Here is a 23,555-nt window from a genome sequence, read left to right as displayed (position 1 = left end):
TTCGTACCCCTATTTGCCGCCGAACATGCGGCGGATCGCCCAGAGCAGGAAGAGCAGGGCGAGGGCGATGCCGAGGAGCCGGACGGCGTGGATCTCGGACCAGTCGACGGTGGCTTCCGCGAGGGGGGTGAGCGGCACGACGTCACTCTACCGACGTATCGCTCACAGCTAATAGAAAGGTTTGTTGACTAATCGCTGCGAGTGATGTGACCATAGGTCGCCGAACGAGAGAGAACGTTCACATAGACGTTTGCGCCTATTGACGGAGGTACGGGGGCTCATGTCGAACCACGGCGAACTGCCGGAACTTGCCGCTGCGGTCCTCCAGCCGGGGTTCGTCGGCACCTCCGCTCCGGACTGGATCCGCCGATGGCTCGGCGACGGCCTCGGCGGCGTGGCGCTCTTCGCCCGCAACGTCGAATCGGCCGCTCAGGTCGCCGCGCTCACCGCCCAGCTGCGCGCCGAGCGCCCCGACGTGATCGTGGCGATCGACGAGGAGGCCGGCGACGTCACCCGGATCGAGTCGCGGCTGGGCAGCTCCCGGCCGGGCAACCTGGCGCTCGGCACCATCGACGACCCGCTGCTGACCGAGGCGGTCGCCCGGGACCTGGGCCGCGAGCTGGCCGCGGCGGGCATCACCCTGAACTACGCCCCGGACGCGGACGTCAACAACAACCCCGACAACCCGGTCATCGGGGTCCGGGCCTTCGGCGCGGAACCCCTGCTGGTGGCGCGGCACACCGCCGCCTTCGTGCGGGGCCTGCAGACGTACGGCGTGGCCGGTTGCGCCAAGCACTTCCCCGGCCACGGCGACACCAGCGTCGACTCGCACCACGACGTGCCGCTGATCGACCGCACCGCCGAGGAACTGGCCACCGGCGAACTGGTCCCGTTCCGCGCCGCGATCGCCGCCGGCACCAAGGTCGTGATGACCGGCCACCTGCTCGTTCCCGCCTACGACGCGGACCTTCCGGCCACCCTCAGCCCGCGGATCCTGACCGGGCTGCTGCGCGAGGAGCTCGGCTTCGACGGCCTGATCGTCACCGACGCCATCGAGATGCAGGGGGTGCGCCGCCGCTTCGGCCTGGCCGGCGCCACCGTGCGCGCCCTGGCCGCCGGGGTGGACGCGATCTGTGTGGGCGGCGACCACGCCGACGAGGAGACCGCGGTCCGCCTGCGGGACGCGATCGTCGCCGCGGTGCGCAGCGGCGAACTGCCCGAGGAGCGGCTGCGTGACGCCGTGGCCCGGGTGCGGGCGCTGGGCGACTGGACCACCCGTACCCAACGGGAGGCCGGAGTGGTCCGCGGCCCGCGACCCGCCTCGGAGATCGGCTTCGCGGCGGCCCGGCGCGTGGTCCGGGTGACCCGCGCCGAAGGCGCGCCCGAGTTGCCCGTCACCGGCGTCCCGCACGTCGTCGAGTTCGCCCCGACGCGGAACATCGCGATGGGCAGCGAGACGCCGTGGGGCATCGGCGCGCCCCTGGCCGACCTGCTGCCCGGGACCACCTCGGTCCGCTTCGGCGCGGAGGACCTGGAGGGTTCGAGCGACCCGGCGAGCCTGGTGCTGGCGGGTGCGGGCGGTCGGCCGCTGGTCCTGGTGGTCCGGGACGTGCACCGGCACCCGTGGGTCGCGGACGCTCTGGCCGACGTCCTCGAGATCCGCCCGGACGCGATCGTGGTCGAGATGGGCATCCCGGTGAAGGTGGTCGGCGGCGTCCATGTGGCCACGTTCGGGGCCACCCGCGCCTGTGGCCTCGCGGCCGCCGAGATCATCTCCGGCGCGGTGGTCCCGGAGCCGGTCGCCGCCTGATCCAGGGGCGGCGGGCCTCACGGGCCGTCCCCTCCGGGGCGACGCCCTGGCTCGGCGAGCGCCTGTCTCGTACCGTGGAAGGGTGTCGATCATGAAGCAGCGCCGCGCCGCCGCCCTCCTCGTCTCCGCCGCCCTCGGGGCGGCCCTGCTCACCGGTTGCAGCAGCGACGGTGTCGACTGCAATCTCGACCAGTGCACGGTGACCATCCAGCGGGAGACCGACGCCTCGGTCGAGGTCCTCGGCGTGGAGGCGGAGTTCGTCAGCGCCGACGACGACTCGGTCACCCTGCAGGTGGCCGGCCAGCAGGTGACGCTGGAGAAAGGGCAGCAGGCGGTCGAGGTCGGTGGCTTGCAGCTGTCCCTCTCGAGCGTGACGAAGAGCGAGGTCCAGGTCCAGGTGTCGCGGTAGCACGCGAGTTTGGCGCGGGGCGCGCCCGGTCACATTGAGAGGCATGTCCTCCAGCACCGTCAAGAATCAAGCGTCCCGCGCCGCCGACAGCAAACTTCTGGAGTACCTGGCCCGTGGTGGCTTCGTCGGGTACGGCGTCATCCATCTGCTCTTCGCCTGGATCGCGCTGGAGGTTGCCTTCGGCGGATCCCGGCAGGAGAGCGACCAGTCCGGTGCCCTGCGGGAGTTGGTCGGCCACTCCTACGGCAGGACGCTGCTGGCCGCCATCGCGATCGGCCTGGTGGCGATGGCGATCTGGCAACTCCTCGTGGCGATCGTCGGGCAGCGGGGCGAGCGGAACCGCGGCGCGATCGCCGAGCGGGTGATCTCCGCCGTCCGCGCGGTGCTCTACGTCTACCTGGCCTGGCTCGCGGTCAAGGTGATCCGGGGCGGCAACGCCTCGATGGCGGACAACTCGGAGAACAGGTCGGCCGGGTTGATGCAGGACTCCGGCGGCCGATTCCTGGTGGCCCTGGTCGGCGTGGTGATCGTCGGCGTCGGCGTCGGGATCTTCGTGTACGGCCTCAAGCGCAAGTTCGCCGAGCACCTGAGGGTGGAGCGGATGCCGGCCGCCGGTCGCCAGCCGATCCTCCGGCTCGGTATGGCCGGCTACATGGCCAAGGGCGTCGCGTACGCGATCGCCGGTGTCCTGTTCGTCGCCGCGGCGGTGACCTACGACCCGGACAAAGCCCGTGGCCTGGACGCGGCACTGAAGACGCTGGCCGGGTACTCGTGGGGCGTCTGGCTGCTCGCGTTGATCGCGGCCGGCATCGCGGCTTTCGGCGTTTACTGCCTCGCGCAGGCGAAGTATCGCAAGATCTGACTGACACACCGCGGCGGCCTGGTGTGAGCTTGTAACCACATATCCGCCACAGCGGGTGTGCCGGTGGCCGGAGCGGGCAGGTTGAAGTGCCGGCACAGCACTCGACCGTGGAGAGGAAACCTCGTGTCCGACGTTCTGACCGCCGTGCTCGGCGTCGCGGGAGCCGCGGTCGTGGCCATCGTGATCGTCGAGGCGTCGCGCTGGGTGATGATCCGTATCGGCCGTGGATCCGGGCTTGTCGTCAACCTCGCGAAGGACCTGCACAAACCGTTGCTGGTAACCCTGACCCTGGTCGCGGTGCAACAAGCGATCAGGGTCTACGCCGGAGAGTTCGCGGGCCGGGCCAGCGTGGTGCACGTGCTCGTGATCGCGTGTATCGCCGCGTCCGCCTGGCTGGTGGCCGCGCTGCTCCTGGCCCTGGAGGACGTGGCCCTGGCGCGATGGCGCACCGACGTGCCGGACAACCTGCGCCGCCGCCGGATCAAGACCCAGGTGGTGATGCTGCGCCGAATCACCGTCGCGTCGATCGTGGTCATCACCGTCGGCGTCATGCTGATGACCTTCCCCGAGATCCGGGCGCTGGGCGCCAGTGTCCTCGCCTCGGCCGGGCTGCTCAGCGTGATCGCGGCCCTGGCGGCCCAGAGCACCCTCGGCAACGTCTTCGCCGGCCTGCAGCTCGCGGTCAGCGACGCCATCCGGGTCGACGACGTGGTCGTGGTCGAGCAGGAGTGGGGCCGGATCGAGGAGATCACGCTGACCCACGTCGCGGTGCAGATCTGGGACGACCGGCGGCTGATCCTGCCCACCTCGTACTTCACCACCAAGCCGTTCCAGAACTGGACCCGGACCAGTTCCGCGCTGCTCGGCACCGCCGAGGTCGACGTGGACTGGTCCACTCCGATCGAGCCGCTCCGGGCCGAGCTACGGCGCCTCTGCGAGGCCTCGGAGCTGTGGGACGATCGGGTCTGCGTGTTGCAGGTGACCGAGGCGACCGGCGGGATGATCCGGCTGCGCGCGCTGGTCAGCGCCGCCGACGCGGGCGCGCTCTGGGACCTGCGCTGCCTGATCCGGGAGGGGCTGGTCGGCTGGGTGTGGGAGAACCAGCGTGGTGCGCTGCCCCGAACGCGTACTCAGCTGTACGACTTCGACGACGAGCTGGCGCCGATGCGTCAGGCTCGGAAGATGTCCGCGGAGGTCTCCGAGGACGCCCGGGTGTTCAGCGGCGGTCACGATGGCGAGGCCCGCGGGGCCGCGTTCGGTGCCGGCGACGGACACGTGGCGGAACCCGGCGGGCCCCATCCGGCCCCGGCCGGGCGATGACGGGTTTCAAAGGATTGAGACATAGGTGATCAGGGCATACACCGGACACAGCGAAAGGGGGAACGATGGCCGATGTGCTCAATGGCAGGGCTCGACCATTGAACGAGCAGTCGACCGCGGAACTGGTGCAGCGCGCCAGTGAGCAGCTCAGCAAGTTGGTCCGGGACGAGCTGACCCTGGCCAAGGCCGAGCTGGCCGAGAAGGGCAAACACGCCGGGATCGGCGCCGGTCTCTTCGGTGGCGCGGGCGTGTTCGCCATGTACGGTGTCGGTGCCCTGATCGCGACCTCGGTCATCGCGTTGGACCTGGTCTGGCCGCTCTGGCTGGCCAGCCTGGTGGTCACTGTAGCGATCTTCCTGGTGGCCGGCGTGCTGGCGCTGGTCGGCCGGGCGCAGCTGCGCCGAGCGGTCCCGCCCGAGCCGCAGGCCGCGATCGCGAGCGTGAAGGCCGATGTCGACGAGGTCAAGCAGGCGGTCAAGGAACGAGGCCGGGCATGAGCGAGATCATCAGTGAGAGAAACGGTACGGCGAAACCTGACCTGGTGGCGCTGCGCGCGGAGATCAAGCAGACCCGGGCCGAGCTGGGGGAGACGGTCCAGGCCCTGGCCGCGCGGGCGGACGTGAAGGCCCGCGCCCGCGAGCAGGTCTCGCAGACCAAGCAGCGGCTGCTCGATCAGGCGGCGCTCGCCACTGGACGGCTGCGGGACGCGACGTCGAGCGCCAAGGACACGTCCGGCGACCTGGCGCACGGCGCCGTCGCCCGGGTGCGGTCGAATCAGCTTCCCGCGGCGCTGATCGTGGCCGGTCTGGCCGCGGTGGTCGGGGCCATTCTCATCATGCGGGGGCGGCGCTGATGGCGGGCAGGCTGGGGAAGGTGGCGCTCAAGCCGGTGAATCTGGCGCTGGGCGTCGCCGCCGGTGCGCTCGCCGGGGTGCTTTTCAAGCAGGTCTGGAAAATGGCCTCGGGTGATGACGACGCTCCGGACGCCGGTGACGAGGAACGCGGCTGGGGTGAGGTGCTCGCCGCCGCCGCGTTGCAGGGCGCGATCTTCGCGGTGGTGAAGGCGGCTGTCCATCGTGGCAGCGCGATCGGCACCCGGCGGCTCACCGGTCAGCGGCCCGACTAGATCATCACCGGTATAGACAGGAGTCTTGACGGCTCCCCTCTTCGTAAGCGCGAAGTGGGGAGCCTTTTCCATATCTGGCACGCTTTATTGGATTCCTTCGAGGGGCAGCTTTGCGGCCCGTTTTTCGGGTACAGTGTGGCCAGTTTTTGCGTACGTGGTTCGCTGCTTCCGCCAGGCGGCGCGACACCGACCCGATCCCGGGAGGGTCACCAGGTGTCTCAAAGCCGAACGGATGGGACGTCCTCTGAAAGGGCCGCCTCGCGGCGCCGCTGCTCGAAAACGGTCATCGGCCCCGCGCTCCGCTGCCGCGGTCGGGCGGGCCGGCATTTTCAGAAGGAGAGTTCAGCATGGCGCAAGGAACCGTGAAGTGGTTCAACGCAGACAAGGGCTTCGGCTTCATCACCGTCGACGGCGGGGGTGCTGACGTGTTCGTCCACTTCTCGGCCATCCAGACGAGCGGCTACCGCACTCTGGAGGAGAACCAGCGGGTCGAGTTCGAGATCGCCCAGGGCCAGAAGGGCCCGCAGGCGGAGCAGGTTCGCCCGCTCTGAGACCAATCCGCCGGTCGCGAGGCCGGCATGCCGGCCGCCTGGCGGAGGCCGGCCTGACCGTGGCCCCGCACCCTCGCCGAGGTTGCGGGGCCTCTTCTGTACGGCCTTTGTTGCGGGCCGCATTATCGACCAATTCAGTGACGATCCGGTCGCGTGCGACGCCCACCTGCCAAGAGGTGGTCGCCGGGCGCGACCGGTCGCGCTTCATGGGCCGCCCCGCCTTCGTTCCAATGGCGCGTGTCGATGGTTGCGGCGGATATCGGCGGTTCTGTGGTGTTCTTGCCGCCGTGCTGGTGGCGGAGGTCGATGGTTATGCGGTTGTCTTGCCGCCGCTGCGCCGACGCATGCCGATCACCACGAGCGCCAGGCCCAGCAGGGCCACGACACCGCCGACCGCGGCCCAGGCGGTCTTGCCACTCATCAGTTCGTGCTCGAACAGGTCAAGCCCCTGCAGGGTCCAGACCGAGCCGAGCACGATGCAGACCAGGCCGAGGGACATGGTCAGCCACCCGCGCAGCCGGACCGGCTCAGCCGCGGTGCCGGTTTCATTGTTCACCATTTGTCGTGCACCTGAGGGCGAATCAGCTCATCGTAGACGGCGATGATCTTTTCCTGGGTTTCCGGCGAAAGGGATGCCAGTTCGGCGGCGTGCGCGTTGGCGCGAGCCTGTTCGGGATTACGAGCACCGGGGATCACCACAGTGGTCCCCCGCTGATCGAGGATCCAGCGCAGTGCGAATTGCGCCATCGTGACGCCGTCCGGAACGAGCGGCCGGAGCCGGCGAACCGCTTCCAGCCCGGTGGCGAAGTCCACTCCGGAGAAGGTCTCGCCGACGTCGAACGACTCGCCGTGCCGGTTGTAGTTGCGGTGGTCGTCGGCGGCGAACGTGGTGTTCTCGTCGTACCGGCCGGAGAGCAGGCCGCTGGCGAGCGGGACCCGGGCGATGATGCCGACCCCGGCCTCGGCGGCGGCGGGTAGCACCCGCTCCAGCGGCTTGAGCCGGAACGCGTTCAGGATGATCTGGACGCTGGCGACACCGGGACGAGCGATCGCGGCGAGCGCCTCCTCGACCTTCTCGACGCTCACGCCGTACGCCGCGATCCGCTTCTCCTGCACCAGCGTGTCGAGCGCGTCGAAGACCTCGGCGCTGTGGAACACCGGGGTCGGCGGGCAGTGCAGCTGAACCAGGTCGAGAGTGTCCACCCCGAGGTTGGCCCGGGAGCGGTCGGTCCAGGCGCGGAAGTTGTCCAGGTGATAGTTCGCCGGCTCCTGGGGGAGTCGGCGACCCATCTTGGTCGCGACGGTGAGGCCGGGCTTGTCCTTCACGAACGCGCCGACGATCTGCTCGCTGCGGCCGTCGCCGTAGACATCGGCGGTGTCGATGAAGGTGACCCCGGCGTCCACCGCGGCCTGAAGGGTGGCGTGCGCGTCGGCCTCGCTGACATCGCCCCAGTCGGCGCCGAGCTGCCACGCGCCCAGCCCGATCACCGAGGCGTCGCGGCCCATCCGGCGAAAGCTTCGTTTTTCCACGTGGAGACCCTACCGCCCGCCTGTTATTTTCAAACAAAACGTACGTACGGTTTAAGGGGTGCGGCATGTGGGATCCCGCTGTCTACCGGCGCTTCGGCAACGAGCGCTCCCGTCCGTTCTTCGATCTGACCGCCCGGATCGGCGCCGACTCGCCGCGGACCGTGGTGGACCTGGGCTGCGGGCCCGGCGAGTTGACCCGGACCCTGGCCGAGCGCTGGCCGGGCGCCAGGGTGACCGGTCTGGACTCCTCGCCCGAGATGATCGCGAAGGCGTCCGCCGCATCCGGTGGCGTGGAGTTCCGGCTGGCGGACATCGCGAGCTGGCGGCCCGGGCCGGAGACCGACGTGGTCGTCACCAACGCCGCCCTGCAGTGGGTGCCGGGGCACCAGGAGATGCTGTCGCGCTGGGTGGCCGGTCTGCCGGGCGGGGCCTGGCTGGCCATGCAGGTGCCGGGGAACTTCGACGCGCCCTCGCACCGCCTGCTGCGGGAGACCGCCGCCGAATTCGGTGTCGACCGGGTGCTCCGCGAGTCACCGGTCGACGAACCGGTCGAGTACGCGGAGCGGCTGACCGCGGCCGGCGCCACCGTCGACGCCTGGGAGACCACCTACCTGCACCTGCTGCCGGCCGACGACGCCGAGCACCCGGTACTGCGCTGGATGGAGGGCACCGCGCTGCGCCCGGTCCGGGCCGCGCTGGACGAGCCCGGGTGGGAACGGTTCCGCGCCGCGCTGCGGAATCGACTGGTCACGGCGTATCCGGCCGGACACGGCCACGTGGCGTTTCCGTTCCGCCGTATCTTCGTGGTGGCTGCTATCTAGGAGAGACTTTGACGGACCTGACGAAATTCATCGCCGGCCTGCCCAAGGCCGAGCTGCACGTGCACCACGTGGGCTCGGCCTCCCCGCGGATCGTGGCCGAGCTGGCCGCCCGGCACGAGGGCACCTCGCCGGTGCCGGCCGATCCGGCGGCCCTCGCGACGTATTTCGAGTTCCGGGACTTCGCCCACTTCATCGAGATCTACCTCAGCGTGGTCGACCTGATCCGGGACGCCGAGGACGTACGGCTGCTGACCTACGAGATCGGCCGGGAGCTGAGCCGGCAGCAGGTGCGGTACGCCGAGCTGACCGTCACGCCGTACTCGAGCGTCAAGCGGGGCATCCCGGCACCGGCGTTCTGCGAGGCGATCGAGGACGCCCGGACCGGCGCCCGCCGTGACTTCGGGGTCGACCTGGCCTGGTGCTTCGACATCCCGGGCGAGGCGGGCCTCCCCGCGGCCGAGGAGACGCTGCGGGTCGCGCTCGAGGAGCGGCCGGACGGTCTGATCAGTTTCGGACTGGGCGGGCCCGAGATCGGGGTGCCGCGGCCGCAGTTCAAGCCGCACTTCGACCGGGCGCGGGCGGCCGGGCTGCACAGCGTCCCGCACGCCGGGGAGACCACCGGACCGGAGACCATCTGGGACGCGATCCGCGAGTTGGGCGCCGAGCGGATCGGGCACGGCATCGCGGCGGCTCAGGACGAGAGCCTGATGGCGTACCTGGCCGAGCACCAGATTCCGCTGGAGGTGTGCCCCACCTCCAACCTGCGCACCCGGGCGGTCACCGACCTCGCCGAGCATCCGATCGCCAAACTGGTCGCGGCCGGGGTGCCGGTCAGCGTGAACTCCGACGACCCGCCGATGTTCGGCACGACGCTGGAGCAGGAGTACGCCGTCGCCGCCGACCTGCTCGGCCTCGACCGGGCCGGCGTGACCGAGCTGGCCCGCGGCGCCGTGCGGCACAGCTTCCTCTCCGCGAGCGGCAAGGCCGCGCTGCTCGCCGAGATCGACGCCTACGCGGCCGGCTGACCGCCTACGGGTACAGCGGGTCCTGCCAGCAGGCCAGCATCACCAGGGTGCCGACGGTGAGGATGGTCAGCCAGCGGACCAGCCGCCGCCGGTTGAACCGGGCCGGATCCTCCTCCGGCCCGGTCTCGGGCCTGCTCACCACGTCGCGCATCGCTTCTCCTGTCGTTCCTGGTGGTCCAGCTGCCACACCGGCTGATGAAGGGTGTCAGCTGGGCACAGCGGTCCAGCTCTGGTGGCGTTGCCCGGTGTCCGGTTCCAGGGCCAGCACCCGGTGCCAGCCGAAACGCTGGCCGCCGACGCCGACCGTCAGGTCGCCGGTCTCGCTGCGCAGCGTGAAGCCGAAGGCCGAGGCCTGCAGGCGCCAACTGGTGCCGGGGCTCTGGCAGTCGCCCTGGACCAGCGGCGCGCCGGCCACCGGGGCGCCGCCGAGCGGCATCAGGCACTTGCCGCTGGCCCGGGAGACCAGGGTGTAGCTGCCGGAGTCGGCCGCCGGCACCAGCTGCCACTGCTGCTGGTTGCCGCCGTCGGCCGGGCCGAGCGTGGCCGGGGTCCCGTCGGCGGCGCGGGCCGCGTAGAGGTCGGCGGCGCCGCCGGTGAGGGAGTTCGTCAGCACGAACCACGAGTTCTGCACCGGCCGGGCCGCCGGGGCGGTCCGCGCGGAGCCGGTCGCGTGGTAGTCGAGCGTCTTGCTCTTGATCTCCACCCGGTACGTGGTGTCCGGCTTCAGCCCGATCAGCAGGGCCCGGGTCGCCTTCGTCGTGGCCACCGGCTCGCCGTCCACGGAGACCTCGTACTTCGCGTCGTCGGAAGCGGCGCTCCAGTTCAGGCGGACCGACATGCTGGTCGCGTCCCGGATCTCCAGCGCTGCCTGCCCGGCACCGGGCACCGGCGCGCCCGAGTCCTGGTCCCCGGAACCCTGGTTGCCGCTCCCGGCGTGGAACGCGGCCGGCTCGGTCTCGAGGCCGTCCACCGGTCCGGTGCTGACCCCGGGCAGCGGCGACGAGGTGCTCGGCGACGCGCTGGGACCGGCCGTGGGGGCGCTGGTCGGCGCGGCGGTGCTGGGCGACGGGTCCGGCCGGGCCGGCGTGCTGGTGGCCGGCGCGCTCGGCCGGACACCCGGGACCGCGCCGGGGACGTCCGGGATGTCGTCGCCGCCGTCGCTGCGCAGCAGGAAGTCGCTGAGCGCCACGTTCCAGTGCGTGTCCAGGTAACTGCCGGGCCTCGGGTTCGTGTTGAAGTAGTCGTCGTGGCCGCAGTCCAGGCGCACCTCGTGCGACTTCGGGCAGACCGAGCGGACCTCCTTGCCGGACCGGTCCCGGCCGCAGAGCAGGTCGTAGTCGTCCAGGCAGCCGCCCGCGCCGGTGCCGTTCGGGGCGCCGTTCAGCACCGCGCCGAGGATGCGGGTCAGCTCGCGCGCGGCCATCGCCGAGCTCCAGCAGCCGGAGTCGACCCGGGCGTACGACGGCCCGGCGTTGTTGCGGTTGGTGCGGCCCGCGCGCTTGTCGTCGACGTACGTGCCGATCCCGCAGTAGACGTTCGCGTCGGAGAAGAGCAGGTACTTGCGGTCGGCGCGGTTGTAGCCGAGGTTGCCCAGCGCCTTGACGGTCGCGGCGAACGAGTCGAGCGACCCGGCCGGCAGCTCCACCTCGGAGACCGAGACCGCGCACTCCGGAGTGGTCACATAACGCACGTGCCGGGAACCGCCGGTCTCGCCCGCGCTCGCGTCGAAGATCGCGTCGACGCCGGCCGCCCAGGTGCGGAACGAGTCGACGTACTCGTTGTAGCGGGTGGTCGTGCCGGCGGCGTACAGGTACAGCGGCTGGACCCGCTTGCCGTTCTGCCCGTCACCGTCGCAGGCCACGCCGTCCGGGCCGAGGACGAAGTCGGCGTTGCCCGGTGCCGGGTCCGCGATCAGGGCCGGGGCGGCCGGGGTCAGCGCGCTGCCGCCCAGGTCCCGGGCGATCTCGGCGTCCGAGGGCACGATCACGGGCTGCATCGTGCTGACCGTGCCGGGCAGCCGGGTGGCGGTGGTGACCGGGCTGACGTCCGTACGGACGTTCAGGCCGGTGGGCGCCGGGTCCGGCCCGGCGGTGCAGGTCTCGTCGAAGAGCAGATACGACCCGGCGCAGAGCCGGTCCGCCGCGGCCGGCTTCAGCCCCGCGTAGACCAGTCCCTGATCGGGAACGTCCTGGGGGAGCGCGGTCAGCTCGAAGTTGCCCGGGTCGTCCGCCGAGGAGGCGCCGATCACGCTGGGCCCGACCACGCCGCCGACCCCGAGCAGGGCCAGCCCGAGAGCCACCGGAAGCATCCGGCTGGTGACGGAGCGTGATGATTGTCGCTGCTCGGCCTCGGCGCGGCGCCGCCCGGCGGGCGACCCACGGAACGCTGACCGGCGATGCGCGGGCAAAGCGTCTCCTCGTCGAGCTGGCACGCGGTGGGAGGTGGCCATGGGGTGCCCGCCTCCCACCACGCCGGGGCTCCGCCGGCCGCGGCGATGGGGACGTGCTGCGGTGAGCGAACCGGGGAGCCGGTTGGGATCGGAGCGAACACTGCCAGGCCGCAAGAGCCAGGGGAACACTCTTAAAACAGATCTAAGCAACTCTTGTTCCGTCTGGGGGAGTAGTCCGTCACTGCTCTTGCACTTCAGCTGCCGCGCTGCCCACGGCGGCCGCGGGGACCGCGACCGACCAGGCCGAAGCGGCTCGGCGTCTTCGGGGTGGCCTCCGCGTCGGCGATCAGCATCACCACGCTCGCGCCGCCCATCGCCGCCCGGTCCAGGCTGACCGAGCCGCCGCTGGACTGGGTCATCCGGCGGGCGATGTCCAGGCCCAGGCCGGTGGAGCCCTGCTGGCTCTGGCCCCGGCGCAGCGCCTTCTCCGGGTCCGGGATGCCCTGGCCGGCGTCGTCGACCCGCAGCGCCACCCAGCCGTCCCGGCGGGAGAGCGCCACCTCGAACGCCGTGCCCTGCGGGGTGTACCGGAACACGTTGCCGAGCACCGCGTCCAGCGCGGCGGCCAGCTCGGCGCGGGCCACCGGCACCGGGATCCGCATCTGCGCTCCGAGCACGCGGTGCTGCCGGTTCTGGTCGTCGGCGAGCGCGGACCAGAACGTCATGCGTTCCCGGACCACCTCGCTGGCGTCACAGAGCCCCTCCTCCGAGGCCGCCGCCACCTGCGCGGCGACCGCCTGCCGGGTGGTGTTGATCAGCTGGTTGACCTCGTCGTCGAGGGAGGCGATGGCCTGCCGGATGCGCCGGATGCCGCGGCGGCGGTCGACCTCCTCCGCGGTCAGATCGATGATCTGGGTGTCGTCGGGGTCGAGCGCCTCGGCGTCCAGCCGCAGCGCGGTCAGCGGGGTGCGCAGCCGGTGCGACAGGTCCGCGACCAGCTCCCGCTCGTCGGTGCGGGAGGTGACCAGGCGGTCGGCCATCCGGTTGAACGCGTACCCGACCTCGGCCAGCTCGCGCGGGCCGGAGGGGTGGATGCGCACGCCCAGATCGCCGTCACCGACCGCCAGGGCCGCCTCGACCAGATTGTTGGCCGAGTCCACGGCACCCCGGGCGAGCCGGTCCACCACGATCACCGAGCCGCCGACCAGCAGCACCGCCAAGCCGAGCAGCAGCCACCAGTCACGCGCGGTGTTCTCGCCCAGCGCGGCGTCCGGCACGAAGGTCTCGATCACCCACGACTTGCCGTTCGCGGTGACCGGGTGCAGGCGGATCACGCCGCCGGCGACGTCCAGGGTGCTGGTCTCGGCGCCGGTCGCGGCCCGGTCGATCTCGGCGGCGCTGGCCCGGCCGCCGGCGCTGGGCGCCAGGCCGGGGGTGTGCACCACCGGGTCGCCGGCGGCCTCGACCGCCGCGGCCACGCCCTTGTCCCCGGCGCCGGCCACCAGCGCGCCGGCGACCGTCGCGGTCTGCAGCGCGGCGTCGGACAGCGCCTTCTCCCGATGGTCGGAGCGCAGGCCCCAGCCGAGTGGGACGAGGAAGACCAGGGCGGCGACGGCGGTCGTGGCGGCGGTGATGTACGCCAGCCGCAACCTCAGTCCGGCGCCACCAACCGGAATCCGACCCCCCGCACGGTGCGCAGGTAGCGGGGCTTCGCCGCGGATTCGCCCAGTTTCCGGCGCAGCCAGTACAAATGCACGTCGATGGTCTGGTCCTCGCCGACCGAGGGCTGCCGCCATACCTCCTCCAACAGCTCACGACGGGAAACCACTCGGCCCGGGCGGGCGGCGAGGTACGCCAACAGGTCGAACTCCTTGCGAGTCAGAGCCAGTGACTGGTCGCCGAGCGTAGCGCTGCGCTCGCCCACGTCAACCCGCAATTCACCCACCTCGTGGACGGCCGGCTGGGCGGCGCGGCTGGCGCGGCCGACCCGGCGCAACACGGTGGCTATCCGGGCGTCCAGGTGTGCACCGGTGAACGGCTTGACCATGTAGTCGTCGGCGCCGGCCCGGAGCAGGCGCACGACGGTCTGCTCGTCGTCCCGCGCGGTGGCGATGATGATCGGCACGTCGGTGATGCCCCGGAGCATCCGCAGCGCGTCCGAACCGTCCAGGTCGGGCAGCCCGAGATCGAGCACGACCAGGTCGGGAGTCTCCGCGGCGACCCGCCGGAGGGCCTCCAGCGCGGTGCCGACGGCGTGCACGGCGTGCCCCCGGTCGGCGAGCGAACGGAGCATGGCGCCACGCACGACATGGTCGTCTTCGACGAGCAACACCGTGGCCATGCGAAGACCGTACCGGCCCCCGCTGGCAGAACCTAAAAGGTGATGGAGCGAGATGTTTTGATGACTCTCAGTGATGGAATACGATCTGAGGCACCGATGTCATTCACTCTCTTTCCTGACACGCGACTCGCGCTGGCCCGCGAGAGCCTGGCCGGCCTCAGTGTCGGTGACGCGCTCGGAGCGCAGTACTTCGTACCCGGCAACCACCCGTCCGACCTGCTCGAAGCGCGGGTCCCGGACCCGCCGTGGGACTGGACCGACGACACCGAACAGGCCTGTTGCCTGGTGGCGACGCTCGCCGAGGGCGACTTCGACCGGGACGCGTTCGCCGAACGGCTGGGCCGGTACTTCGAGCCGTACCGGGGGTACGGTCCGGGCGCGGTGGTGATGCTCCGCCAGATCCGCGAGGGGCTGCCCTGGCCGATCGCCGCCGCCGCGGTCTTCGACGGCCAGGGTTCGTGCGGCAACGGGGCGGCCATGCGGGCCGCGCCGCTGGGGGCCTGGCACGCGGACTCCCTCGCCCGGGCGGCGACCCAGGGGGCCCGCGCCGCCGAGGTGACCCACGCGCACCCGGAGGGCGTCGCCGGCGGGGTGGCGGTCAGCGTGGCCGCGGCGTTCGCGGCGGCCTCCCGCCTCGACGGGCACCGGCCGGACCCGGGGCAGTTGCTGCGCGTCGCTGCGGCGCACACCGCGCCGAGCGTGGTCCGGGACGGGCTGACCGAGGCGGCCACCCTGCGGGTCCGGCTGGCGGAGGCGGCGGAGCGGCTGGGCAACGGGGGCCAGGCGACCGCGCAGGACACCGTGCCGTTCGCGCTCTGGGTCGCCGACCGGTACCTCGAGGACTACCCGGCGGCCGTGGCGGCGTGCGTGGTCGCGGGCGGGGACGTGGACACCACGGCGGCGATCGCCGGGGGAGTCGTGGCGGCGTACACGGGAATCGACGGGATCCCCGGTGAGTGGCTCGGTCACCGCGAGCCACTGCCCGCCTGGCTGGTCGCCGACGGCGACGAGTGAAGCTTGCGCGCCGCGCGAAAAGCGGATATCCGCGACGGATAGCATTCTTGACGGCCCGGAGCAGCCGGGTCGTCACTCTTGGCGAATGGAGATCACCGTGTCTGCACCCCGTACACCCGTCGCGGCCGACCCCCTAGTCGTCCCGGCCGGGACTACGGCGGCCGACGCGGTGGCCGCCGCCGGGCTCCCGGCGAACGGGCCGAAGGCGATCGTCGTGGTCCGCGAGGCCGACGGGCGCCTGCGCGACCTGGCCTGGGCGCCCGCGGCCGACACCGAGGTCACCCCGGTCGCGATGGACGAGCCGGATGGGCTGGACGTGCTGCGCCACTCGACCGCGCACGTGCTGGCCCAGGCCGTGCAGGACGTGTTCCCGGAGGCGAAGCTGGGCATCGGCCCGCCGATCCGGGACGGGTTCTACTACGACTTCGACGTCGAGAAGCCGTTCCAGCCGGACGACCTGACCAAGCTCGAGAAGCGGATGCAGGAGATCGTCAAGGCCGGGCAGACGTTCCGCCGCCGGGAGTACTCGTCGCTCGACGAGGCCAAGGCGGAGCTCAAGGACGAGCCGTACAAGCTGGAGCTCGTCGACATCAAGGGTGACGTGGACGCGGAGGCCGCGGCGGTCGGCGCCGGCGAGCTGACCCACTACGACAACCTGGGCAAGGACGGTGAGCGGGTCTGGGGCGACCTGTGCCGTGGCCCGCACCTGCCGTCGACCCGGCTGATCCCGGCGTTCAAGCTGATGCGCTCGGCCGCCGCCTACTGGCGGGGCAGCGAGAAGAACCCGCAGCTGCAGCGGGTCTACGGGACGGCGTGGCCGTCGCGGGACGAGCTCAAGGCGTACCTGAACCGGCTCGCCGAGGCCGAGCGCCGGGACCACCGCAAGCTCGGCACCGAGCTGGACCTCTTCTCCTTCCCGGACGAGATCGGCTCCGGTCTCGTGGTCTTCCACCCGAAGGGTGGCGTGATCAAGCGGGAGATGGAGGACTACGTCCGGGCCCGGCACATCGAGGAGGGCTTCCAGTACGTCGGCAGCCCGCACATCACCAAGGAGGGCCTGTTCCACACCTCGGGACACCTGCCCTACTACAAGGACACGATGTTCCCCCCGATGGAGCTGGAGGGGGCGAACTACTACCTCAAGGCGATGAACTGCCCGATGCACAACCTGATCTTCAGGTCGCGCGGGCGGTCCTACCGTGAGCTGCCGATGCGGCTGTTCGAGTTCGGCACGGTCTACCGGTACGAGAAGTCCGGTGTGGTGCACGGCCTGACCCGGGTGCGCGGCCTGACCCAGGACGACTCGCACTCCTACTGCACCGCCGAGCAGGCCCCGGCCGAGATCAAGCACCTGCTGAACTTCGTCCGCTCGCTGCTGGACGACTTCGGCCTGGACGACTACTACCTGGAGCTGTCGACCCGGGACCCGAACAGCGACAAGTTCATCGGGACCGACGAGCAGTGGGCGAAGGCGACCAAGGTCCTCGAGGACGTGGCGACCGAGTCCGGCCTGGAGCTGGTGCTCGACCCGGGCGGCGCGGCGTTCTACGGCCCGAAGATCAGCGTGCAGGCGAAGGACGCGATCGGCCGCACCTGGCAGATGTCGACCATCCAGTACGACTTCAACCAGCCGGCCGGATTCGGTCTGGAGTACCAGGCGGCGGACGGTTCCCGGCAGGAGCCGGTGATGATCCACTCGGCGAAGTTCGGCTCGATCGAGCGGTTCTTCGGCGTGCTGGTCGAGCACTACGCCGGCGCGTTCCCGGCCTGGCTGGCGCCGGTGCAGGTGGTCGGCATCCCGATCCGCGACGACCACGCCGGCTACCTGGAGGAGTTCGTCACCCGGCTGCGCAAGGCCGGCATCCGTGCCGAGGTGGACCACTCGCCGGAGCGGATGCAGAAGAAGATCCGGACCGCGCAGCAGCAGAAGATCCCGTTCATGGCGATCGCCGGCGACGACGACGTGAACGGCGGCACCGTGTCGTTCCGCTACCGGGACGGCTCGCAGCGCAACGGGGTCTCGCTCGACGAGGCCGTCGCGCACGTGACCGAGGTGGTCCGCTCGCGGGTCAACACCGGGCCGTCGGCGGTCTGACCCCGTCCCGCCGCCACGCCGACCGGCGTGGCGGCGGCCACTGTCCCAACCCGGCGGACACCCGCATAGGATGCGATGGTGATGGAAGCCACGGGCGAGCCGGACGGTCTGGAACGGCTCTGGACTCCGCACCGGATGACCTACATCACCGGTGAGGACGCGCCCGAGGGTGGGTATGAGAAGCCGTCCGGGTGCCCGTTCTGTCTGGCGCCCGGGGTCTCCGAGGCGGACAGCCTGGTGGTGGCCCGTGGCGAGCTGGTCTTCGCGGTGCTCAACCTGTACCCGTACAACCCCGGTCACCTGATGGTCTGTCCGTACCGGCACGTCGCCGACTACACCGAGCTGACCGAGCCGGAGACGGCCGAGGTGGCCGCCTTCACCCGGACGGCGATGCGGGTGATCCGCACGGTGAGCCGGCCGCACGGCTTCAACCTGGGGATGAACCAGGGCTCGGTGGCGGGCGCCGGGATCGCCGCCCACCTGCACCAGCACGTGGTGCCGCGGTGGGGCGGCGACGCGAACTTCATGCCGGTGATCGGGCGGACGAAGGTGCTGCCTCAGCTGTTGACCGACACCCGGCTCCTGCTGTCGAAGGCCTGGCCGGCGGAGTAGCCGGCGACCCCGCCCCACCTCAAGCGGCCGGTGGCACGACCGCGTTCAGCGCCCGGATCCCGGCGACGATCTCCTCCGCGGACGGCGCGTTCTTCGGGTCGGTGAGCCACTGCGTGAGCACGCCCGACATCAGGGCCATCTGCACCGAGCCCAGCGAGCGCACGGTCGCCTCGTCCAGCTGATCCTCCGGCGTGCCGGTGAGCATCGCCGCCATGCCCGAGCGCCCGGCCTGGATCCCGCCGGCGAGCTGTTCCCGCAGCTGGGGGTTGTGCTCGGCCTGCAGCGCGACCTCGATGCTGGCCAGCCAGAGCGGCCGATCGGTCTGGATCGACCGGATCACCCGCCGCCAGAAGTCGAGCATCGGGTCGTCGCCCGCCGCCGGCTCGCCGAGGGCCCGGCCGACGGTGTCGCCCCACTCCTCCATCGCGCTGAGCATCGCGGCGGTCATCAGGGCCTCGGTGGAGCCGTAGTGGTAGCCGATCGACGCCAGGTTGGTGGCGGACAGCGCCACGATGTCCCGGGCCGTGGTGCGGGCGTAACCCTTCTCCAGCAGCGCCTTCTTGGCGCCTTCCAGCAGCTGTTCGCGATGCCCCATGGTCAGTGATCCTAGTTTCTATACAAGCGTATAAGACATTTGTATAGTAGCGGCATGACGAACTCACGGGTACTGATCTCAGGCGCCGGCATCGGCGGTCCGGCTCTCGCCTTCTGGCTGGTCAAGCGCGGCTTCCAGGTGACCGTCGTGGAGCGGGCGGCCGAGCTGCGCGCGGCGGGCTACAAGGTGGACGTGCGCGGCGCCGCGACCGAGGTGCTGCGCAAGATGGACCTGCTCGCCCCGGCCCAGGCCGCCGACACCGGCATGCGGCGGATCACCTACGTGAAGCGCGACGGTGGCTCGATCGCCGAGCTCCCGGCCGACCTGCTGATGGGCCGCCGCGGCGACGACCTCGAGATCATGCGGGGCGACCTGACCCGGATCCTGTACGACGCCACGGCCGCCGAGGTGGAGTACGTGTTCGGTGACTCCGTGACGTCCCTGGTGGACGGCCCCGACGGCGTGGACGTCACCTTCGAGAAGGGCGCGCCCCGCCGCTTCGACCACGTGGTCGGCGCGGACGGGCTGCACTCGGCCACCCGGCGGCTCGTGTTCGGCGAGGTCCCCCTGGACCACCTGGGCGCCTACATCTCGATCTTCTCGCTGCCGAAGGTGCCGAACGACCTCGGTGTGGTGCGCGAGGAGCTGATGTACTCGCGCCCCGGCCGGCTCGTCTTCGCCTACGCGATGGACCCGGACCAGCCGGCCCGGGTCGGTATGGCCTACGCGTCACCCGAGGTGGCGTTCGACCGCCGCGACACCGCCGCGCAGAAGGCGATGGTCCGCGCGGCGTTCGCGGGGCAGGGCTGGCGCGTCGACGAGTTCCTGGCCGCGATGGACGCCGCGCCGGACTTCTACTTCGACTCGATGAGCCAGGTCCAGCTGCCGTCCTGGTCGTCCGGCCGGGTGGCGCTGCTCGGCGACGCCGCCCACTGCCCGTCGCCGGCCTCCGGCCAGGGCACCAGCCTGGCCCTGGTCGGGGCGTACGTGCTGGGCCGGCACCTGGGCGAGCCGGACGGCTTCGCGGCCTACCAGGACGCGATGCGGCCGTACGTCGAGAAGAACCTCGCCTTCGGCCGGAAGATGGCCAAGGACATGGTCCCGAGCAGCCGCCTCAGCATCGCCTTCCGCAACTACGGCATGCGGACCCTGAAGTTCCACCCCTGGAAGGAGCAGATGATCGACAGGGTCCTTGCGCCGATGCACGAGGCGGCCAACGCCATCGCGGTGTGACCCGGTGGCTAGTGCTGCTGCTTCTTGACCGCCTCGGCGAGATGCGTGGGCATCGGCTCGTGCCGCAGGTACGAACGGGAGAACGTGCCCGCCCCGGACGACAGGGCGCGTAGCTCCACCGCGTACCGGACCAGCTCGATCGCCGGCACCTCGGCCCGGACCAGGCTGTGCCCGCCGTCGTCCTCGGTCTCCGTGCCGAGCGGCCGGCCCCGCCGGCCGGACAGATCACTCATCACCGCGCCGACGTAGGTGTCCGGCACCCGCACCACGATCTCGTCCACCGGCTCCAGCAGCGTCATCTGTCCCGCGCCGGCCGCCTCGCGCAACGCCAGTGCCCCGGCGGTCTGGAACGCGGCGTCCGAGGAGTCCACACTGTGCGCCTTGCCGTCGAAGAGCGTGACCTTCAGGTCGATGACCGGGTAACCGGCCACGAGGCCCTTCTCCAGCTGCGCGCGGACACCCTTCTCCACGGACGGGATGTAGTTGTGCGGCACGGCGCCGCCGACCACCTTGTCGACGAACTCGAAACCGGAGCCGCGGGGGAGCGGTTCGACCTCCAGGTCGCAGACCGCGTACTGCCCGTGGCCGCCGGACTGCTTGACGTGCCGGCCGTGCCCCTTGGCCGACGCGCCGAAGGTCTCCCGCAGCGCCACCTTCACCGGCTCGGTCTCCAGCTCGACACCGCCGGCGCGGAGCCGGTCCAGCACCACGTCGGCGTGGGACTCACCCATCGTCCAGAGCACCAGCTGGTGGGTGTCCGCGTTGCGCTCCAGGCGCAGCGTCGGGTCGCCGGCGACCAGCCGGGCCAGGTTCTTCGCGAGGGCGTCCTCGTCCGCGCGGGACTTGGCGACCACCGCGATCGGCAGCAGCGGCTGCGGCATCGACCAGGGTGCCATCAACACCGGGTTGTCCTTGCTGGAGAGCGTGTCACCGGTCTCCGCGCTGCCCGACTTGGTGATCGCGCAGAGGTCGCCGGCGATGCACTGGGAGACCTCGCGCAGCTGCGCGCCGAGCGGCGTGTAGATGTGCGCGACCCGCTCGTCGGCGTCGTGGTCGGGGTGGCCACGCTCGGCCAGGCCGTGCCCGGAGACGTGCAGCGTCTGGTCCGGCCGCAGGGTGCCGGAGAAGATCCGGACCAGCGAGACCCGGCCGACGTGCCGGTCGATCGTGGTGCGGACCACCTCGCCCACCAGCGGGCCGTTCGGGTCGCAGGTCAGCGGCGGCCGGGGCGAGCCGTCCAGGCCGGTGATCACCGGCAGGTCGTGCTCCAGCGGCGACGGGCCGGCGTTGACCAGGCAGTCGAGCAGCGCGTCCAGTCCGACACCGGTGGCCGAGCAGACCGGGATGACCGGGTAGAAGTTGCCCCGGGCGACCGCCTTCTCCAGGTCCGGGATCAGCGCGTCGGTGGAGATCAGCTCCCCGCCGATGTACCGGTCCATCAGGGTCTCGTCCTCGCTCTCGGCGATGATCCCCTCGATGAGCTGGTTCCGGTCGTCGGCGATCGGGTTGAGGTGTTCCGGTTCGGCCTCGCCGGCGCGGGGCGGGTACCCGTTCGAGTAGTCCAGCACCTGGAGCGTGATCAGGCCGATCAACCCGACGGTCGACTGGCCGTCGTCGCCCAGCATCGGTTGGTAGATCGGCATCACGTTCTCGCCGAACGCGTCCTGGCAGTCCTGCAGCGTCTCGTCGTAGTCGGCCCGCGGGTGGTCCAATCGGGTGATTGCGACGGCCCTTGGCATGCCGACCGTGGCGCACTCCTCCCAGAGCGCGGTGGTCGCGTCGTCCACCCCATCGACCGCGGAGACCACGAACAGCGCCGCGTCCGCCGCGCGCAGCCCGGCCCGCAGCTCACCGACGAAGTCGGCGTAGCCCGGCGTGTCCAGCAGGTTGATCTTCACGTCCTGATGCATGACCGGTGCGCAGGAGAGCGCCACCGAGCGCTGCTGCCGCACCGCCGCCGGATCGTTGTCGGTCACCGTGGTGCCGTCCGCGACGCTGCCCGCGCGAGGGATGGTCCCGGTGGCCGCGAGCAGCGCCTCCACCAGGGTCGTCTTCCCCGCGCCGGAGTGGCCCACCAGCACCACGTTGCGTACTCTGCCGGGCTCTGTCACCACCGGCGCGGCCGCGCCGGCGAACCCCTTCTCCGAGCTTTTCTGCGCCATGCCGAGCGCTCCTGTCGTTTCCGGTTCGTTACACCGCTGTTCTATGAATCCCACACCCGGGGCTGCCCCGTCGCAAGGACCGATGGCCATCCGACGTTCCGGATGGTGACGATCCGGCCAACCGGGGGGCGAGCCTTACCGCTATCCGGTACACGCCGTTATGGTGGGACGGCCATGGCAAAGATCGTTCAAGTAACGGCCCGTGCCGTCGTCTCGTACGGCGTCAACCCGGTCGCACGTTTCCTGCTCAAGATCGGCGTTACCCCTAACGCCGTCACCATCGCGGGCACCGTCGGAGTGCTCATCGGTTCGTACTTCGGTGCGCGAGGACATCTCCTCGCCGGCACCGTGATCGTAACCGCCTGCGCGCTCACAGACGCACTCGACGGCACGATGGCCCGCATGAGAGGCGGAACCGGCAGATTCGGGGCACTCCTCGACTCCTCCATGGACCGGCTCGCCGACGGGGCGGTGTTCGGCGCGGTCGTCTATTACCTGGCCGGACAGGGCAATCCGTACGGCGGAGTGGTCGCCGCCCTGATCAGCCTCGTCGCGGGTCAGGTCGTCTCCTACGTGAAGGCCCGGGCGCAGAGCCTCGGCCTGAACGCCGACGTCGGCCTCGCCGAGCGTCTGGAGCGCCTGCTCATCGTCGGGGTCGGCGGCCTGCTCGGCGCGGCGGGACTGGAGTGGGGCCTGCCGGCCGCGCTCTGGGTGCTCGCGGTGCTCTCCCTGGTCACCGTCTTCCAGCGGCTCATCCACGCGGCCCGCACCGAGCCGAAGGTCTCGGCCGAGTGAAGGACCAGCTGACCACGCTCGGCTTCACCGCCGGGTGGCGCCTGGTCCGCGCGCTGCCGCTGCCGGTCGCCCAAGCGCTGTTCAGGCGGGTGGCCGACCGGGCCTGGAAGGCGAACGGCCCGGGCACCCAGCGGCTGCGCCGCAACTACCAGCAGGTGGTGGGCGCGGACATGCCGGAGACGCTGGTGCGGGACGGGCTGCGGTCGTACGCGCGGTACTGGATGGAGGCGTTCCGCCTGCCGTCGCGGACGCGCGAGCAGAACGCGGCCGGCTTCAACATGCGCGCCGACTGTCACGAAGAGATGAAGAGCGTCATCGCCGAGGGCAACGGCCTGGTCCTGGCCCTGCCGCACGTGGCGAACTGGGACGCGGCCGCCGCCTGGGTGGTCGCCAACGACTGGCGGATGATCACCGTCGCCGAGCGGCTCAAGCCGGAGGCGGTCTACCGGAAGTTTCTGGACTACCGCGAGAGCCTGGGCATGCGGGTGCTGCCGCTCACCGGCGGCGACCGTCCCCCGCTGGACGTGCTCGCCGAGCACCTCGAGCAGGGCTGGGTGGTCCCGCTGCTGGCCGACCGGGACCTGTCCCGTGGCGGCGTCGAGGTGGACTTCTTCGGCGGGAAGACCCGGATGCCGGCCGGCCCGGCGCTGCTCGCCATCCGCACCGGCGCCCCGATGTACACGGTCGACTGCTGGTACTCGGAGGACCGGGTCGAGGCGGTGCTCCGTAAGATCACACCGCCGGCGGAGGGGCCGCTCGACGAGCGGGTCAAGCGGACCGTGCAGCTGATGGCCGACGCCTTCGCGATCGGCATCGCCGACCATCCGCAGGACTGGCACATGCTCCAGAAGCTCTGGCTCTAGGGG

The 23,555-nt window shown here is 71.2% G+C and carries 25 protein-coding genes; 16 read left to right on the top strand and 9 right to left on the bottom strand.

Translation table 11 applies throughout. The features are described from left to right. Nucleotides 1-9: 9 nt before the first annotated feature. Complete coding sequence (locus tag CHC09_RS48535) at nt 10-138, bottom strand: hypothetical protein (protein WP_275407904.1); 129 nt, start codon at nt 136-138, stop codon at nt 10-12. A gap of 142 nt (nt 139-280) precedes the next feature. Between CHC09_RS48535 and CHC09_RS31725 the strand changes: the two genes are divergently transcribed. From CHC09_RS31725 to CHC09_RS31690, 8 genes are all read left to right on the top strand, one after another. Next, nucleotides 281-1,810: a glycoside hydrolase family 3 protein gene (locus CHC09_RS31725; RefSeq protein WP_089296920.1), complete on the top strand. Its 1,530-nt coding sequence runs from the start codon at nt 281-283 to the stop codon at nt 1,808-1,810. Between the two features lie 91 nt (nt 1,811-1,901). Continuing rightward, on the top strand, nt 1,902-2,219 hold the full coding sequence (locus CHC09_RS31720; RefSeq protein WP_089296950.1) for a hypothetical protein: 318 nt from the start codon (nt 1,902-1,904) through the stop codon (nt 2,217-2,219). A 43-nt stretch (nt 2,220-2,262) separates the two neighbouring features. Then, nucleotides 2,263-3,081: a DUF1206 domain-containing protein gene (locus tag CHC09_RS31715; RefSeq protein ID WP_089296919.1), complete on the top strand. Its 819-nt coding sequence runs from the start codon at nt 2,263-2,265 to the stop codon at nt 3,079-3,081. Nucleotides 3,082-3,204: 123 nt separating this feature from the next. After that, nucleotides 3,205-4,401, top strand: a complete 1,197-nt coding sequence (locus tag CHC09_RS31710; RefSeq protein ID WP_089296918.1) for a mechanosensitive ion channel family protein — start codon at nt 3,205-3,207, stop codon at nt 4,399-4,401. Nucleotides 4,402-4,466: 65 nt separating this feature from the next. Then, the gene (locus CHC09_RS31705; RefSeq protein ID WP_089296917.1) at nt 4,467-4,898 is read left to right on the top strand and encodes a phage holin family protein; all 432 of its coding nucleotides are present in this window, start codon (nt 4,467-4,469) and stop codon (nt 4,896-4,898) included. Further along, on the top strand, nt 4,895-5,254 hold the full coding sequence (locus CHC09_RS31700) for a DUF3618 domain-containing protein (protein ID WP_089296916.1): 360 nt from the start codon (nt 4,895-4,897) through the stop codon (nt 5,252-5,254). The genes CHC09_RS31705 and CHC09_RS31700 overlap by 4 nt, the downstream gene beginning before the upstream one ends. Next, nucleotides 5,254-5,526, top strand: a complete 273-nt coding sequence (locus CHC09_RS31695; protein ID WP_089296915.1) for a DUF4235 domain-containing protein — start codon at nt 5,254-5,256, stop codon at nt 5,524-5,526. The genes CHC09_RS31700 and CHC09_RS31695 overlap by 1 nt, the downstream gene beginning before the upstream one ends. Nucleotides 5,527-5,873: 347 nt before the next feature. Beyond that, nucleotides 5,874-6,077 (top strand): cold-shock protein, encoded by a 204-nt coding sequence (locus CHC09_RS31690; RefSeq protein ID WP_011905669.1) that lies wholly within the window; start codon nt 5,874-5,876, stop codon nt 6,075-6,077. A gap of 310 nt (nt 6,078-6,387) precedes the next feature. Here the strand turns inward: CHC09_RS31690 and CHC09_RS31685 are convergent, their stop codons facing one another. Together CHC09_RS31685 and CHC09_RS31680 are read right to left on the bottom strand one after the other, a co-directional pair. Continuing rightward, complete coding sequence (locus tag CHC09_RS31685) at nt 6,388-6,636, bottom strand: hypothetical protein (RefSeq protein WP_089296914.1); 249 nt, start codon at nt 6,634-6,636, stop codon at nt 6,388-6,390. Beyond that, nucleotides 6,630-7,607, bottom strand: coding sequence for an aldo/keto reductase (locus CHC09_RS31680; protein WP_089296913.1), 978 nt, complete (start codon nt 7,605-7,607; stop codon nt 6,630-6,632). The genes CHC09_RS31685 and CHC09_RS31680 overlap by 7 nt, the downstream gene beginning before the upstream one ends. 65 nt (nt 7,608-7,672) lie before the next feature. On the opposite strand from CHC09_RS31680, the gene CHC09_RS31675 reads away from it, so the two are divergent. Both CHC09_RS31675 and CHC09_RS31670 read left to right on the top strand, forming a co-directional pair. Further along, nucleotides 7,673-8,428 carry a trans-aconitate 2-methyltransferase gene (locus CHC09_RS31675; RefSeq protein ID WP_089296912.1) on the top strand — a complete coding sequence of 252 codons (756 nt, stop codon included), beginning with the start codon at nt 7,673-7,675 and terminating at the stop codon, nt 8,426-8,428. Nucleotides 8,429-8,436: 8 nt separating this feature from the next. Continuing rightward, nucleotides 8,437-9,453: an adenosine deaminase gene (locus CHC09_RS31670; RefSeq protein WP_089296911.1), complete on the top strand. Its 1,017-nt coding sequence runs from the start codon at nt 8,437-8,439 to the stop codon at nt 9,451-9,453. A 4-nt stretch (nt 9,454-9,457) separates the two neighbouring features. Here CHC09_RS31670 and CHC09_RS46665 read toward each other — a convergent pair whose 3' ends face one another. The 4 genes from CHC09_RS46665 to CHC09_RS31655 all read right to left on the bottom strand — a co-directional run bounded on the left by CHC09_RS46665 (nt 9,458) and on the right by CHC09_RS31655 (nt 14,183). After that, nucleotides 9,458-9,604 carry a hypothetical protein gene (locus tag CHC09_RS46665; RefSeq protein WP_179277361.1) on the bottom strand — a complete coding sequence of 49 codons (147 nt, stop codon included), beginning with the start codon at nt 9,602-9,604 and terminating at the stop codon, nt 9,458-9,460. Between the two features lie 54 nt (nt 9,605-9,658). Then, a complete protein-coding gene (locus CHC09_RS31665) occupies nt 9,659-11,761 on the bottom strand; it encodes an RICIN domain-containing protein (protein WP_239138587.1) in 2,103 nt (700 codons plus the stop codon). A 335-nt stretch (nt 11,762-12,096) separates the two neighbouring features. Next, complete coding sequence (locus tag CHC09_RS31660) at nt 12,097-13,491, bottom strand: HAMP domain-containing sensor histidine kinase (protein WP_089296910.1); 1,395 nt, start codon at nt 13,489-13,491, stop codon at nt 12,097-12,099. 2 nt (nt 13,492-13,493) lie between these two features. After that, the gene (locus CHC09_RS31655) at nt 13,494-14,183 is read right to left on the bottom strand and encodes a response regulator transcription factor (protein ID WP_089296909.1); all 690 of its coding nucleotides are present in this window, start codon (nt 14,181-14,183) and stop codon (nt 13,494-13,496) included. 96 nt (nt 14,184-14,279) lie between these two features. Here CHC09_RS31655 and CHC09_RS31650 point away from each other — a divergent pair, with 96 nt between their 5' ends. From CHC09_RS31650 to CHC09_RS31640, 3 genes are all read left to right on the top strand, one after another. Then, nucleotides 14,280-15,197, top strand: coding sequence for an ADP-ribosylglycohydrolase family protein (locus CHC09_RS31650; RefSeq protein ID WP_089296908.1), 918 nt, complete (start codon nt 14,280-14,282; stop codon nt 15,195-15,197). 97 nt (nt 15,198-15,294) lie between these two features. Next, nucleotides 15,295-17,292, top strand: a complete 1,998-nt coding sequence (thrS, locus tag CHC09_RS31645) for a threonine--tRNA ligase (RefSeq protein ID WP_179277360.1) — start codon at nt 15,295-15,297, stop codon at nt 17,290-17,292. Nucleotides 17,293-17,373: 81 nt separating this feature from the next. Beyond that, entirely contained in the window at nt 17,374-17,904 is a 531-nt protein-coding gene (locus tag CHC09_RS31640) for an HIT family protein (protein WP_089296948.1), read from the top strand. 19 nt (nt 17,905-17,923) lie between these two features. Here the strand turns inward: CHC09_RS31640 and CHC09_RS31635 are convergent, their stop codons facing one another. Continuing rightward, nucleotides 17,924-18,499, bottom strand: a complete 576-nt coding sequence (locus CHC09_RS31635) for a TetR/AcrR family transcriptional regulator (RefSeq protein WP_089296906.1) — start codon at nt 18,497-18,499, stop codon at nt 17,924-17,926. A 54-nt stretch (nt 18,500-18,553) separates the two neighbouring features. On the opposite strand from CHC09_RS31635, the gene CHC09_RS31630 reads away from it, so the two are divergent. Beyond that, nucleotides 18,554-19,732, top strand: coding sequence for an FAD-dependent monooxygenase (locus CHC09_RS31630; protein WP_089296905.1), 1,179 nt, complete (start codon nt 18,554-18,556; stop codon nt 19,730-19,732). A gap of 8 nt (nt 19,733-19,740) precedes the next feature. On the opposite strand, the gene CHC09_RS31625 is transcribed toward CHC09_RS31630, so the two are convergent. Continuing rightward, a complete protein-coding gene (locus CHC09_RS31625) occupies nt 19,741-21,894 on the bottom strand; it encodes an elongation factor G-like protein EF-G2 (protein WP_089296904.1) in 2,154 nt (717 codons plus the stop codon). 174 nt (nt 21,895-22,068) lie between these two features. On the opposite strand from CHC09_RS31625, the gene pgsA reads away from it, so the two are divergent. Together pgsA and CHC09_RS31615 are read left to right on the top strand one after the other, a co-directional pair. Beyond that, nucleotides 22,069-22,689, top strand: coding sequence for a phosphatidylinositol phosphate synthase (gene pgsA, locus CHC09_RS31620; protein WP_089296903.1), 621 nt, complete (start codon nt 22,069-22,071; stop codon nt 22,687-22,689). Continuing rightward, nucleotides 22,686-23,552 carry a phosphatidylinositol mannoside acyltransferase gene (locus tag CHC09_RS31615; RefSeq protein ID WP_089296902.1) on the top strand — a complete coding sequence of 289 codons (867 nt, stop codon included), beginning with the start codon at nt 22,686-22,688 and terminating at the stop codon, nt 23,550-23,552. The genes pgsA and CHC09_RS31615 overlap by 4 nt, the downstream gene beginning before the upstream one ends. Nucleotides 23,553-23,555 lie beyond the last annotated feature (3 nt).

Source organism: Actinoplanes regularis, from assembly GCF_900188005.1.
GTDB classification, from domain to species: Bacteria; Actinomycetota; Actinomycetes; order Mycobacteriales; family Micromonosporaceae; genus Actinoplanes; species Actinoplanes regularis.
The sequence above is the reverse complement of the archived record's forward strand: the minus strand, read 5'-3'. Positions and strand labels throughout refer to the sequence as shown.